The sequence below is a fragment of the Arthrobacter sp. MMS24-S77 genome (genome assembly GCF_054888235.1).
Window position 1 is genome coordinate 3514464 of the sequence record NZ_JBTZRN010000001.1, and the last position, 13290, is coordinate 3527753.

15 protein-coding genes and 1 tRNA gene are annotated in these 13290 nt (G+C 63.5%); 6 read left to right on the forward strand and 10 right to left on the reverse strand.

The window, feature by feature from the left end:
* Positions 1–68 precede the first annotated feature (68 nt).
* The 7 genes from ACX5I4_RS16100 to ACX5I4_RS16130 all read right to left on the reverse strand — a co-directional run bounded on the left by ACX5I4_RS16100 (position 69) and on the right by ACX5I4_RS16130 (position 5273).
* Entirely contained in the window at positions 69–1220 is a 1152-nt protein-coding gene (locus tag ACX5I4_RS16100; RefSeq protein ID WP_461837515.1) for a GNAT family N-acetyltransferase, read from the reverse strand.
* Positions 1199–2290: a GNAT family N-acetyltransferase gene (locus tag ACX5I4_RS16105; RefSeq protein ID WP_461837516.1), complete on the reverse strand. Its 1092-nt coding sequence runs from the start codon at positions 2288–2290 to the stop codon at positions 1199–1201. The genes ACX5I4_RS16100 and ACX5I4_RS16105 overlap by 22 nt, the downstream gene beginning before the upstream one ends.
* Positions 2291–2495: 205 nt before the next feature.
* Complete coding sequence (gene rplA, locus ACX5I4_RS16110; RefSeq protein ID WP_461837517.1) at positions 2496–3203, reverse strand: 50S ribosomal protein L1; 708 nt, start codon at positions 3201–3203, stop codon at positions 2496–2498.
* A gap of 132 nt (positions 3204–3335) precedes the next feature.
* Positions 3336–3767, reverse strand: coding sequence for a 50S ribosomal protein L11 (gene rplK, locus ACX5I4_RS16115; RefSeq protein ID WP_018773647.1), 432 nt, complete (start codon positions 3765–3767; stop codon positions 3336–3338).
* A gap of 129 nt (positions 3768–3896) precedes the next feature.
* Entirely contained in the window at positions 3897–4721 is an 825-nt protein-coding gene (gene nusG / locus ACX5I4_RS16120) for a transcription termination/antitermination protein NusG (RefSeq protein ID WP_461837518.1), read from the reverse strand.
* A gap of 115 nt (positions 4722–4836) precedes the next feature.
* Positions 4837–5118 carry a preprotein translocase subunit SecE gene (gene secE, locus ACX5I4_RS16125; protein ID WP_461837519.1) on the reverse strand — a complete coding sequence of 94 codons (282 nt, stop codon included), beginning with the start codon at positions 5116–5118 and terminating at the stop codon, positions 4837–4839.
* Positions 5119–5200: 82 nt separating this feature from the next.
* Positions 5201–5273, reverse strand: a tRNA-Trp gene (locus ACX5I4_RS16130).
* 325 nt (positions 5274–5598) lie between these two features.
* Between ACX5I4_RS16130 and ACX5I4_RS16135 the strand changes: the two genes are divergently transcribed.
* Positions 5599–6828 carry a pyridoxal phosphate-dependent aminotransferase gene (locus ACX5I4_RS16135; RefSeq protein ID WP_461837520.1) on the forward strand — a complete coding sequence of 410 codons (1230 nt, stop codon included), beginning with the start codon at positions 5599–5601 and terminating at the stop codon, positions 6826–6828.
* Positions 6829–6943: 115 nt separating this feature from the next.
* Here ACX5I4_RS16135 and ACX5I4_RS16140 read toward each other — a convergent pair whose 3' ends face one another.
* Together ACX5I4_RS16140 and ACX5I4_RS16145 are read right to left on the reverse strand one after the other, a co-directional pair.
* Positions 6944–7615, reverse strand: coding sequence for a LuxR C-terminal-related transcriptional regulator (locus tag ACX5I4_RS16140; protein WP_461837521.1), 672 nt, complete (start codon positions 7613–7615; stop codon positions 6944–6946).
* Positions 7612–8970 carry an ATP-binding protein gene (locus ACX5I4_RS16145; protein ID WP_461837522.1) on the reverse strand — a complete coding sequence of 453 codons (1359 nt, stop codon included), beginning with the start codon at positions 8968–8970 and terminating at the stop codon, positions 7612–7614. Before ACX5I4_RS16145 ends, ACX5I4_RS16140 begins: the two co-directional genes overlap by 4 nt.
* A 124-nt stretch (positions 8971–9094) precedes the next feature.
* Between ACX5I4_RS16145 and ACX5I4_RS16150 the strand changes: the two genes are divergently transcribed.
* From ACX5I4_RS16150 to ACX5I4_RS16160, 3 genes are read left to right on the forward strand one after another with little or no spacing between them, the layout of a single operon-like run.
* The gene (locus tag ACX5I4_RS16150) at positions 9095–10567 is read left to right on the forward strand and encodes a PspC domain-containing protein (RefSeq protein WP_461837523.1); all 1473 of its coding nucleotides are present in this window, start codon (positions 9095–9097) and stop codon (positions 10565–10567) included.
* A gap of 1 nt (position 10568) precedes the next feature.
* Positions 10569–10874 (forward strand): hypothetical protein, encoded by a 306-nt coding sequence (locus ACX5I4_RS16155; RefSeq protein ID WP_461837524.1) that lies wholly within the window; start codon positions 10569–10571, stop codon positions 10872–10874.
* Between the two features lie 31 nt (positions 10875–10905).
* The gene (locus tag ACX5I4_RS16160) at positions 10906–11163 is read left to right on the forward strand and encodes a PspC domain-containing protein (RefSeq protein WP_461837525.1); all 258 of its coding nucleotides are present in this window, start codon (positions 10906–10908) and stop codon (positions 11161–11163) included.
* Here the strand turns inward: ACX5I4_RS16160 and ACX5I4_RS16165 are convergent.
* Complete coding sequence (locus ACX5I4_RS16165; RefSeq protein WP_461837526.1) at positions 11135–11317, reverse strand: hypothetical protein; 183 nt, start codon at positions 11315–11317, stop codon at positions 11135–11137. The genes ACX5I4_RS16160 and ACX5I4_RS16165 overlap by 29 nt on opposite strands.
* A gap of 93 nt (positions 11318–11410) precedes the next feature.
* Between ACX5I4_RS16165 and ACX5I4_RS16170 the strand changes: the two genes are divergently transcribed.
* Both ACX5I4_RS16170 and ACX5I4_RS16175 read left to right on the forward strand, forming a co-directional pair.
* Positions 11411–12436, forward strand: a complete 1026-nt coding sequence (locus ACX5I4_RS16170) for an ATP-dependent 6-phosphofructokinase (RefSeq protein ID WP_234749032.1) — start codon at positions 11411–11413, stop codon at positions 12434–12436.
* 81 nt (positions 12437–12517) lie between these two features.
* Positions 12518–13249, forward strand: coding sequence for a GNAT family N-acetyltransferase (locus ACX5I4_RS16175; RefSeq protein WP_461837527.1), 732 nt, complete (start codon positions 12518–12520; stop codon positions 13247–13249).
* Positions 13250–13290: the final 41 nt, after the last annotated feature.

A 13290-nucleotide genomic window follows, 5' to 3' on the forward strand; every position in this document is an offset into this window, starting at 1 on the left:
CCATCAACCGACGGTCTTTGGTAGTTCAAGCTTACGGGACGGGCAAGTGCATCACCAAATCACGCACCTCACTCAGAGGAAGTGACCTTCGGACCCATGTCCGGCAGCTCCTTTTGCCACAGCCCCGTGACTCCTGCCGTGGTGAACCCCAACTGCTTGTTCACAGTCAGCAGGTACCGGTTTTCCGGCGCGTTCCAGGTGTAGATCACGCGGGCGTCCGGGAACTGCTCGCTGAGGCGCTGCATGTTCGCGACCTTGATGAGGAGCCCGAGCTTGTTTCCACGGTGCTCTTGAAGGACGATCGTGTCGTCCTGGAAGACGACATCCTGGCGTTGCGCCAGTACCCCGATAGTGGTGAGTCCCACGATGCGCCCGCTGGCGACGTGTTCGACGGCGGTGACCACCGTTCGGCGGCCCTGCGCGACGGCGGCGTCTTCCGCCTGGCGCAGGAGGCCGGCGTCGAACACTAACCGCTGCTGCTCAGCCTCCGCACTCTCGCCGCCCTCCGACACGACTTCGCCGGCAGCGTTCTCAAGCGTGGCCACGGCCTCGAGCCATTGCTCCGGGCAACGGTCCGTCCAGTGGTGGACGCGGTACCGGCCGGCATTCGCATCTTCTGCTTCGGCCTCGAGCTCGGCAACGAGTTTTGAATCCAGCGGGAGGGCGCAGGAACTGAACTGTTCGATGTGCTGGAGGGTGTAGCCGGTACGCCGGGCGAAGTCGACCTCGCGGCTGGCCAAGGGGACGAACCCCAGGCCACTGCCCGGCACCAGCTGTTCGTCGGCACCCCCGTGCAGGGACGCGGCAGGATGGTTGGTATCCACCATGATCATCGTCCTGCCCTCGCTCTTGGCAAAATGTTCGGCGGCCTCCAGAAGCTGCCGCCCTACGCCCCTGCGTTGGAACTCCGGGAGGATATCGAGGGTGAATTCTGCCAAGTCCATGTTGTCAGCGAGCGGGAGTGCGATATCGACTGTGCCGACGATACGGCCGTCAACGCGGGCGACAAGAATGACCTGGCGTTCGTAAGGATCTGCGAGTTCGAGCAGTTTCTCCAACGGCGTGTAGGCGAGGTCGTCGCTCCCCCAGATCTGCATCCGGACTTTGCGGCTGACTTCCACGGCGGCGAGGAAATCCTTCGCGTCATCGGCGTCAAGGGAATCCGGGATCCAGAGTTGGCCGATCTCCACCGTGCTGGTCATTTGATCCTCTTTTGCCATTCGCCGTCGTATCCCACCGGTCGGAAGCCGAGCTGTACGTTGATGGCCAGCATATGTTCGTTTTCCTCGGCGTTAAAAGTCATGACGCGCCGGACAGCCGGATATTCCGCTTGCAGCCTCCTCAGGTTCGCCAGTTTCACCAGCATCCCCAGCCCGTGGCCCCGGTGCGGGCTTGCCACCAAGGTGTCGTCCTGATCAGCCACCCACGGCTTCGCGGGATCAAGGTACATCACGGTGTACGCGGCGAGGGCCCCCGTTGGGCGATGTTGCGCAGCTGCCACAAGGGCGGACTGGCCCTCGGCAGTGGTGGTGTCCTCATGTTGCCTGACGCGGTCAGCGTCCCAAAGCTCTGCCTCAATCTCAAGGCCTCCCGCGGGAGTATCCGTGCTCATACGGCCCATCAGGACCGCCATCTGCTCCACGTATTCGCTGGGGCAACGGTTCGTCCAGCCAAGGACCCTGTATGCGGCGTCCGCTTTGGAATGCTCCGCGCGTTCAAGGTTCGTCCACTCCGCGTTGTGGTCCATCTCCAGCCTGCTGAACCTGCTTGTCTGTTCCAGTCGGTATCCATTCTTGAGGCAGAAGGTGACTCCCGGACCGTCTTCGGGCACTCCGCCGGCTCCCGCGGCCGGGTCAAGTGGACCGGACCCTTCGGACCTGGCGGGGTGTTCAGTGTGCGCCTGCAGGACATGCCTTCCGAGAGCCTTGGCGACATCCTCAACGGTGCGGAGCAATGCGGTTCCGATTCCATGCCCGCGGTATCTCTGCAGCACATCTACATGAAGCCATGCGGTGCCGACGTTGTCTTTGAGCGGAACCTGGCAGGAAGCGTAGCCAACGATGCCTCCGTCAACCCGTGCAAGAAAGTTTCTGGATACCTCATAAGGGGTGTCGCGCCATCCAGCGAGCCGGGCCGGCGCCGAGGATGCCCTGTCCAAGTTTCCCCAGGTTTCCAGCACCATGGCGTCCATCGCAGCCGAAAGCTCCCGGAACTCCTGACCGTCCGGCCCTTCCAGGGACTCCGGCAGATGGAGCTCATGGATGCGGGAGTCCGGAAGCTGGCCTGTCATGTCCCCAGCCTAATCAGAGGCTGCCAGCCGCGATAGGTACCTGTCGGCCCGCCCAGGAGCCCCGCCCAGGTGCAGGACCCCGGTTAGCCGCAGGCCGCCGTCGTACGCTTCACCAGGCCGCGAAGGCAGCTCCGGTGCCGGATACGACGAAAGGACCGCCCGGCGCTGGCCGGACGGTCCTTTCTGAGTCGATGCTCCGTGTGGCTTACGCCTCGGTGAGAACCTTGGTGACGTTCGGGTCAACCGTGATGCCCGGGCCGAACGTGGTGGCGACGGTGGCCTTCTGGATGTAGCGGCCCTTGGAAGCGGACGGCTTCAGGCGAAGAACCTCTTCAAGTGCTGCCGCGTAGTTCTCGGCCAGCTTCAGCTCGTCGAAGGAAACCTTGCCGATGATGAAGTGCAGGTTGGAGTGCTTGTCGACGCGGAAGTCGATCTTTCCACCCTTGATGTCGTTGACAGCCTTGGTGACGTCTGCGGTCACGGTACCGGTCTTCGGGTTCGGCATCAGGTTACGCGGGCCGAGGACCTTACCGAGGCGGCCAACCTTGCCCATGAGGTCAGGGGTTGCCACTGCGGCGTCGAAGTCGGTCCAGCCGCCTGCGATCTTTTCGATCAGGTCATCGGAACCAACGAAGTCGGCGCCAGCAGCGATTGCTGCTTCGGCCTTGTCGCCCGTTGCGAAAACGAGGACGCGGGCAGTCTTACCGGTGCCGTGCGGCAGGTTGACGGTGCCACGGACCATCTGGTCGGCCTTGCGCGGGTCGACGCCCAGGCGGAAAGCGACCTCAACGGTGGCGTCGAACTTGGACGGGTTGGTGTCCTTGGCGAGCTTGATGGCCTCGAACGGGGCGTAGAGCTTGTCTGCCTCGATCTTGGCTACGGCTGCCTCATATGCTTTGCTGCGCTTTGCCATGCTGCTTTTTCTCCTTGTGCAGTTGTGGTCTACGGACCGCGCTGGGCCCTGCCACAGTTGGAAATCCGGCGTGGATTTCCAACATTTTCAATATTTCAATGGTGCCGGTTTCCCGGCGGTTGAAGGCTGGAATTAGCCTTCGACAGTGATGCCCATGGAGCGAGCGGTGCCCGCAATGATCTTGGCAGCACCCTCAAGGCTGGTGGCGTTGAGGTCTTCCATCTTGGTGGTGGCGATCTCGTTAACCTGTGCCTGGGTCAGCTTGGCAACCTTGACGGTGTGCGGCGTGGCCGAACCCTTGGCAACGCCTGCAGCCTTCTTGATGAGCTCTGCAGCCGGCGGGGTCTTGGTGATGAAGGTGAAGGAGCGGTCTTCGTAGACCGTGATTTCAACCGGGATAACGTTTCCGCGCTGGGCTTCCGTTGCAGCGTTGTACGCCTTGCAGAATTCCATGATGTTGACACCGTGCTGGCCAAGCGCAGGACCGATCGGCGGGGCCGGGTTGGCGGCACCTGCCTGGATCTGCAGCTTGATGAGGCCGGTGACCTTCTTCTTGGGAGCCAATGTAGGTCCTTCTCTCAATAACTTCCTAGGACACAGGAGCGTGCCTCAGGTTTGTGGCCGCCATGGCAAGGCGGCCGGCCGCTCCGTGGCTGCTAAGCGGGCAACCGCGGGGCGAAATTCTGGGATCAACTAGATCTTGGTGACCTGGTTGAATGCGAGCGTAACCGGGGTTTCGCGTTCAAAGATCGACACGAGGACCACGAGCGTCTGGGATTCCACCTTGATCTCGGAGATCGTGGCAGGAAGGGTCTCGAACGGACCTTCCTTGACGATGACGGACTCTCCGACCTCGAAGTCGATGTCGACCGGCGTCTGGTGCTGCTTGTTGACCGGCTTGCCCTTCTCGGCCTGCTGCTCTTCGAAGACCGGAGCCAGCATGGAGAAGACCTCGTCGAGGCGCAGCGGGACCGGGTTGTGGGCGTTACCCACGAAGCCCGTGACACCCGGAGTGTGACGGACGGCGCCCCAAGACGCGTCGGTCAGGTCCATACGGACGAGGACGTAACCCGGAATGCGCACGCGGTTGATGATCTTGCGCTGGGCGTTCTTGATCTCGACGACTTCCTCCATGGGCACCTGGATTTCGAAGATGTAATCTTCCATGTCCAAGGTCTGGATGCGGGTCTCAAGGTTGGCCTTGACGCGGTTTTCGTAGCCGGCGTAGGAGTGGATGACGTACCAGTCACCCTCCTGGCGGCGAAGCTTGGCCTTGAATTCGTCGGCGGGGTCGGCGGGCGCTACAGCTGCAGCAGCGGCCAAGGCGTCGGCGTCGGACTCGTCCTCATCGGCGGCGCCGCCGTCGGACTCATCCTGGTCGGCGTCATCGACGTCGGCAGTTTCGGGCGCAGCAGAATCGACCTCGGACCCTTCCGGGGCGTCAGCCGCGGCGTGCGCCGTGCTTTCAGCGGGCCCATCCAGCTCAGTCTCAGTTACCTCGAGCTCCTGCTCAGACACTTGGTCTCCTGCTTCCTCATTGCCTAACATGCCTATTTAAATGGCTCAATTCCGCAAACCCTGTGAATTCCCTTGATGCTTCAGGGGAATTCACGCGGTTTACGGAGCGATCCGCTTAGCGGTTCGTGACGCCAGTACCGCCGAAGACCCATTTGATTCCAGTACCGAAGGCCAGATCCAGCAGGGTGACGATGATCATCATGATGGTCACGAACACCAGCACCACGAGCGTGTAGTTGATCAGTTCCGTGCGGGTGGGCGCAACGACCTTCTTGAGCTCGCCAATTACCTGGCGAACAAAAAGCGCAATTCGAGCGAAGAAACCGGAATCGGCTTTCTTGGCGGGGCGGCCCTTCGAGCTGCTCGCAGCTGTTTCGGTCACCTGATCCTCACTCATCTATGCAAACGTCGTTGACCCGACTCTGATCAGAGCCATGGTTGCTGCGCGTATTCCGGGGAGAACCCCGGAACAGCTTGCGCAGGGCAGACAGGACTCGAACCTGCAACCTGCGGTTTTGGAGACCGCTGCGCTACCAATTGCGCCACTACCCTATGGAACGAATCCATGTTTTGGCCGCACTCCGTTAAAGCCGAGGAAACCCCTGGAACAGGAGATCCCGGACCCAAGCCTGGGGCGCGAACCATTGTGATGTTTTTCAACACCGGTGAACCAGTCTACGCAACAACGTCGCGATAGTCGAACCGGGTCATTTCCGGAGTGTTCAGGCTGTCCCGCTCGTGTGATCAGCGCTCGCTTGATCAGCCTTCACTGTCACTTTCCCGGTGTTAGCCCGATAGCTCCGCAGAACAGCATAAAGTAGATTCCGTCGAATCCCACCATCCAGCTCATGAGCTGCCAGCGAAGAACGGTGCTTTAATGTCTGCCGGAATACCTGCCGCCCGCATTTCACAGCGAATTTCCGCCATCGCCGAATCCGCCACCCTTGCCGTTGACGCCAAGGCCAAGGCGCTCAAGGCAGCGGGTCGCCCCGTGATCGGCTTCGGCGCCGGGGAGCCCGACTTCCCGACACCCGACTACATTGTCAAGGCCGCCGTCGAAGCCGCTGCCCAACCGAAGTACCACCGCTACTCCCCCGCAGCCGGTCTGCCGGAACTGAAGCAGGCCATTGCCGAGAAGACGTTCCGCGATTCCGGCTACAAAGTCGATGCTTCCCAGGTGATGGTCACCAATGGCGGCAAGCAGGCTGTCTACAACACCTTCGCCACGCTTGTTGACCCGGGCGACGAGGTCATCATCCCCACGCCTTTCTGGACCACCTACCCGGAGGCAATCCGCTTGGCCGGAGGCGTGCCTGTTGAGGTCTTCGCCGGCCCGGAGCAGGGTTACCTGGTCACCGTGGAGCAGCTTGAGGCCGCGGTCACGGACAAGACGAAGATCCTGCTTTTCGTCTCCCCGTCCAACCCGACCGGTGCCGTCTATAGTGCCGAACAGGTGGCCGAGATCGGAAAATGGGCAGCGGACAAGGGCCTCTGGGTCGTCACGGACGAAATCTATGAGCACCTCACCTACGACGGCGTGCCTTTCACCTCGATTGCCACCGCCGCCCCCGAGCTCGGCGACAAGGTGGTCATCCTCAACGGTGTTGCCAAAACCTATGCGATGACCGGCTGGCGTGTCGGTTGGATGATCGGCCCGGCCGACGTCATCAAGGCCGCCACCAACCTCCAGTCGCACGCGACGTTGAACGTCTCCAACATCATGCAGATCGCGGCCCTTGCAGCAGTCTCCGGTCCGCTGACCGCCGTCGACGAGATGAAGGTCGCCTTCGACCGCCGCCGCAAGGCGATCGTCGCCGGACTGAACGCGATCGAAGGCGTGGAGTGCCCGACGCCGGCCGGCGCCTTCTACGTGTACGCCGACGTCCGCGGATTGCTGGGCAAGGAATTCCCGACGTCGAACGGTCCCGTCCGTCCGTCGACGTCTGCCGAGCTTGCCTCGCTGATCCTCGACGAAGTTGAGGTCGCGGTCGTTCCGGGCGAGGCCTTCGGCCCCTCGGGTTACGTGCGCTTGTCCTACGCCTTGGGGGACGAGGACCTCGCCGAGGGCGTTCGACGCCTGCAGGAGTTCCTCGGCCAGGCTAAGTAACCTTTCGCCTGCACAAACGCTCGCTCACCTCGGGATAGAGGTGAGCGGGCGTTTGGGTTTAAGCCACCATAGGTGAGCGAGCGTTTGTCGTTAAGGCACCAAAGGTGAGCGGGCGTCAGAGGAGGCGGCGCTCGGCGGCCCACTTGGTCAGTTCGTGGCGGCTGGAGAGCTGGAGCTTGCGGAGCACCGCGGAGACATGGGTTTCCACGGTCTTGATCGAAATGAACAGTTCCTTGGCCACTTCCTTGTAGCTGTAGCCGCGGGCGATAAGCCGCATGACTTCCAGTTCCCTGGCGGAGAGGCGGTCCAGTTCGTCGTCGGCGATCTCGGCCGGGGAGGTTCCAAACGCATCCAGCACAAAACCCGCCAATCTGGGCGAAAACACGGCGTCGCCGTCGGCCACGCGCATCACGGCGTCGGAGATCTCCGGGCCGGAGATGGTCTTGGTAACGTACCCACGTGCCCCGGCTCGGATGACGGCCACCACGTCCTCCGCGGCGTCGGACACGCTCAAGGCCAGGAAACTGGTACTCCCCCGCAAAGGAGCGGACGCGCTAATGACCTCCCGCCCGCCGCCGCCAAGGCCACCGGGCAAGTGAACGTCAAGCAACACCACTTCCGGATGAACCTCGGCAATGACGGCGATGGCTTGCTCCACGGTTCCGGCTTCGCCCACCACCTCGATCCTGGAATCGAGATCGGCTTTGAGCCCGGAACGGAAAATGGCGTGATCGTCCACGATCACCACCCGGACCGTCCGCTGTACTTGCTCTGACAGGGCGCTCATGATTTGGCCTCTCCGTTTCGGTTCTCTGCTTTGTCGGCGTTCTCAACGGGCAGCTTCAGGCGGACCTCGGTGCCCTCGGAGCTGCTGCTGATGACTGCCGTGCCTCCGTGACGTTTCATCCGGCCAATGATTGACTCTTTGACGCCAAGCCGGTCCTCCGGGACAGCATCCAGGTCGAACCCGGGTCCCCGGTCCCTGACGAAAACCTCGCTGCCGGCATCCGAGCTTTCAAGGTAGACGGACACGGCGCCGCCGCCATGCCGGGCCGCGTTATGCATGGCCTCGCGGGCCGCCAGGACGAGGGCTTCGTGCCTGTCCGTCATGGCCGCGTCCCCCACGCTGACGACGTCCACGGCGTGTCCGTGGGCGTCCTCCACCTCGGCCGCGGCCGCGGCAATCCGCTCCGCCAGGAGCCCGGCGTCCTTGGCTGCGTCCCGGTACAGCCAGGTGCGCAGTTCCCGCTCCTGGGCGCGGGCGAGCCGGACCACGTCCTGCTCGGAGCCGGCCCGGCGCTGGATCAAGGCAAGCGTCTGCAGCACGGAGTCGTGCAGATGGGCTGCAATCTCGGCGCGTTCAGTCTCGCGCACGCGTCCTGCGCGCTCGGTTTCAAGGTCCCTCCAGAACTTCAAGCCCCACGGCAGCAGCACCAGGGCGACGCCGCCCAGCACTGCAATGGAAGCCAGCAGCGCGAGCCAGGTCTGCTCCCACGAGCCGGAACCGGACACCATGACCAACACCCCGGCAACCACCAGGGCCAGGCCTGCAGCGAGGCGGACCCAGCCGCCTGCTTGGTCGGCCTTGGTTTTGTCCACCAGTCCGGCCCGGCGTGTCTCGTCCAACTGCATCCACGCGATCGCCGCTCCGCCGAGTATGGCCGCCGCCGGGATCAGCGTGCCGAGAGGGACCTCGACGCCGAACTGCCGGGCGATGAGGATCGTGGCCACCAGGAGGAGGCCGGCGCCGAGGAGGATCTCTTTCCCGTACTGGATGCGCCGCATCTTGAACCAGGAAGCGAAGACCGGAGCCGGGGCGGACAGCGGCAGCGGCTGCGCTCCGCCGTCGGGCGCTGTTACGTCAGGAGGCATGCTCACCGAAGGAGGCATGCTCACAGCGGGAGCAATGGGCGACGCCGGGCGGCGGCTATTGCGGCGGGCGCTCTCATCGGCAGTAGGCACCATGACCCACAGCCAGGCATAGAAGGCGAGGCCCGCTCCGCCGGCGAACGAGGCAAGGACCATACCGAGCCGGATGTATTTCACAGGCCAGCCAAGGTGGTCCGCCAGGCCGCTGCACACGCCGGCAATCATCCGGTCGCTACTCCGGACCAGCGGCGGGCGTTGCATGGCGGTTGTCATGAATCCATCCAAACATGGATCAAGGCCTTCGGCGCCGGAAGCAGGCATCTCAGGGGCCCACTCAGGGAACGTTCAGGGTATCCCCCAATAGAGGGAGACGGCCGCCGGACGGCAAGATCGAAGTATGAACGCGAACAGCATGAATCCAGAGGACCCCCGGCAAGCTGCGGAGCCCGGACAACCTGCAGAATCCAGCCAGCCGGCCGCGACGGGCGTGCCTGAAGAACCGGCCCAGCCGAACGCCGGCAACACCGGCGGCGCGGCACCGAACTACGCCGTGCCCGCTCCCCCGCAGAACTTCTTCAACTGGATCCGAAGCCAAGGCATCAGCCGTGGCCGGGACCGGTGGATGGGCGGCGTGGCCAGCGGCATCGCGCACCGCTTCGGCATCGATCCTTTGATCGTCCGCGGCATCTTCATCATCCTCACCCTCTTCGCCGGCATCGGCATCCTGCTTTACGGCATCGCCTGGGCGTTCCTACCCGAACCCGATGGCGGTATCCACGCACAGGAGGCCGGGGCGGGCCGCTGGTCCGCAGGCATGACCGGGGCCCTCATCACAACCATCATCGGCTTGCCAAGCCTCGGCCGCGGTTTCTGGGGTTGGGGCTGGAATGGGGTTCCTGGCCTTCTGTGGACGCTGTTCTGGGTAGGCGGCATCATCTACCTGGTCTATTTCCTGGTCCAGCGCAGCAAAGCCCGCAACGGAAGGCAGACAATGGGCACACAAAACTACGCAGCCGCTCCAGGTTCCTTTGGCGGCGCGGACACACACGCCTCCGCAGGCTACCCGGCCGGCCCTTACAGCGAAGGTCCTTACGGGGCTAGCGGGGCCGGTAGCTACGGGGCCGGCAATTACGGAACCGGCAATTACGGAACCGGGGGGCCGGCAACCCCCTCGGGCCCCGTCAATCCCGCAGGGCCGTACCCACCGGCCGGCGTACCCAACCGCCCCGAGCGGCCGAGGCGGCAGGGACCGGGCGCGGCCATCGTAGCGGTCTCAGCGGGGGCTGCCCTGCTGACCGGCGGAACCCTCAAGCTGCTCGACGCCGGCAACGTCATCCACCTGGGTGATGCCGCCAACGCGGTGGTCTGGGCCACGGGCGCCGGAGTCCTCGGCCTCGGCATCCTTGTTGCGGGGCTTCGCGGCCGCACGTCGGGACTGCTCGGCTTCCTGGCCATAGCGACGCTGGCGATCGGGGGCATCTTCAATATCGCGCCCAATGCCGACCACTTCCGGCTCCAGAATGCTCAATGGAATCCCGTGAGCATCGACGATGCCCGCAAAGGCTTCGACATCACCGGGGCCAACGGGACCGTTGACCTGACCAAGCTGAACCTGAGCGCACCGCTGAGCTCCGACGTCGTGGTTCCGATGGACGTCACCGCAAGCAACATCAAACTCCTCATCCCCGCGACCGTGCCGGTGGAGGTCCAAGCGGACATGACCTTCGCGAACCTCAAGCAGGACGGCAGCGCCGTCACCCAAAGCAATGGTGGTACCCGGGACAGCTTCAACACTGACAAGCCCGGCGCCAAGCTGATCGTCAAGCTCAACGGCACCTTCAGCAACGTTACCGTCCAGGAAGGAAACTGACATGAGCACGCACGAACCCACGCGGGCATTTGAAACGGGCCCCGTTTCCACACCCGAGCCCAGGGCGCAGGCCGCCCGGGCCAGGGTGGGCACGGTGGTCTGGGGGCTGATCGTCGTAGCACTGGCCAGCCTGATCATCATTTCCAAGCTCGGCCTGGTGGCCCTCAACGGCAATTACGTCCTGATCGGGCTCATGATCGGGGCCGGCGCGGCACTCGTGATAGGCGGCCTGCTGTCGGCCCGCTCCCGAAAGGCCAACGGGTCCGGCGCCGCCGGTCCTGACCGGCACGAGGAGACCGGCACGTGACAAAGCAGCCACAACAGGGAAGGCTCTAGCCATGAACAAGTTCTTCAGCATCGTACGGGGCATCGGCCTGAAGCGTGGTCCGCAGCGTTGGATCGGTGGGGTTTGCGGCGGCATTGCCGCCAAACTGAATGTGGACGTGGCCTACGTCCGCGTTGGCTACCTGCTTTTCTGCCTGCTACCAGGGCCTGCCGTGGTGATCTATGTGGTGGCGTGGCTTTTGCTTCCCAACCAGAGCGGTGAAATTGCCCTGGAATCCTTCCTCAACCAGCGTTCGCAAGGCAAGAAATAAAGAAGCCCGGTCCAGCGGATTCACTGGGTTCTGCGGGTTCACGCCAGCGCTCCACCATCACGGTGTGGCGCTGGTTTTTAACCCGGTCCTGAAGCTCGGCTCTTAGGCGATATTTCTCCGCTGTTTCAAAAGTCTCATCCACGGCGCCGGTCATGGTTTGTGTCCTACCCCACATTGCCGCCTACAATCGTTGTGAGCTCAGCGTGGCGCTCTGCACGTATACCTCCTAACCAGGATTTGAGCCCTCATGAAAATTGGAATCCTTACCAGCGGTGGCGACTGCCCCGGACTCAACGCGGTTATCCGTGGTGCCGTCCTCAAGGGAATTGCCATTCACGGCCAGGAATTCGTCGGTTTCCGGGACGGTTGGCGAGGCGTCGTGGAGGGCGACGTCATCGACATTCCCCGCACCATGGTCCGCGGTATCGCCAAGCAGGGCGGAACCATCCTCGGTACGTCCCGCACCAATCCGTTCGAGAACGGCGGTGGGCCGGACGTCATCAAGGCCCACATGGACCGCCTCGGCATCGACGCCATCATTGCGATCGGCGGCGAAGGCACCCTGGCAGCCGCGAAGCGCCTCACCGATGCCGGGTTGAAGATCGTTGGTGTTCCCAAGACGGTGGACAACGACCTTGATGCCACCGACTACACTTTCGGTTTCGATACCGCAGTCCAGATCGCCACCGAGGCCATCGACCGGTTGCGCACCACGGGAGAATCGCACCACCGGTGCATGATCGCCGAGGTCATGGGCCGCCACGTGGGCTGGATCGCCCTGCACGCGGGCATGGCTGCCGGCGCGCACGCCATCCTGATCCCCGAGCAGAAGGTCAGCATCGAGCAGATCACCGAGTGGGTCCAGGAGGCCCACGATCGTGGCCGCGCGCCCTTGATCGTTGTTGCCGAAGGCTTCGTCCCCGACCACATGGAGGCCCCGCACTCCGAACGCGGCCTGGATACCTTCGGCCGGCCCCGGCTGGGGGGCATCGCGGACCAGCTGGCTCCGGAAATCGAAGCCCGCACCGGGATCGAAACCCGCGCCACAATCCTGGGCCACATCCAGCGCGGCGGCGTCCCGTCCGCGTTTGACCGCGTTCTGGCCACGCGTTTGGGCATGGCTGCCATCGATTCCGTGGTCGAAGGACGCTGGGGAACCATGGTGGCCCTGAAAGGCACCGACATCGAGCACGTGGGCTTCGAAGCTGCCCTGGGCAAGCTCAAGACCGTTCCGCAGAACCGTTACGACGAAGCCGCGGTGTTGTTCGGCTAGACCGGGCCCGCAAAGAGCAAGCAGGTACCTGAGGTGCCTGCTTGCTCTTTCCTTTTCCTGGAACTGCCTAAACTCGATGTCATGGAACTTGATGCGGGATCAGCCGAGATTGTGCTGCTGGCTTGGGCCCGGCATTTAGGGTTCGACGACGAAGCTTTTAGTTTCGCTTCCGGCTCGCCGGCCGCCCGCTCCGGGGAGCGACTCGTCAAGGAAGATGACGATGCTGAATCAATCACGTTTGTGAGGCTGTTTGGCCGCTCCGCCCTGGTGGCTCCGACATGGGCGGTGGCTGCCGCCGTCGAACTCTCAGACGATGAGCTCAGCGAGCATTCCGCGCTGTTGCGACTCAGCCGCGAGCACGGGGGCCACGGCCTCGGAACATCCGCGCTGCTCTTCGCCGACGATCTTCCCCTTTTCCAACCTGGCGGCGAAGTCACTGTGTCCCACGGCCATCCCGAGGCGATTGAATTGGAAGGTAGATGCCCTCCGGACGACGTCAATGAAGTCCACCTCTCAAGGATGGAGCATCACTTCACGGTGATGGACGGCAACGATCCCGGCCGCAAACCCGTGGCTTGCGGAGCCTACGCCGAATGGCAGGGGATCCTCGCAGATATGGGCGTCCTGGTGCCGCCGGAATTGCGCCGGCAAGGGCTCGGAACCTTGGCCGCCTCGATCGCGGCCCACGAGGCGCTCGCTTCCGGCCTGACGCTGCAATGGCGAACGGCGCTGGACAACCGGGGGTCGCTGGCCTTGGCGCGAAGGCTGGGATTCGTCGACGGCGGTATCCAGACTTCCGTGCTCCTTCGCTAACGCTCTCTCTTGGCCGCGAGTTGGCACAAAATGCCCCCAAA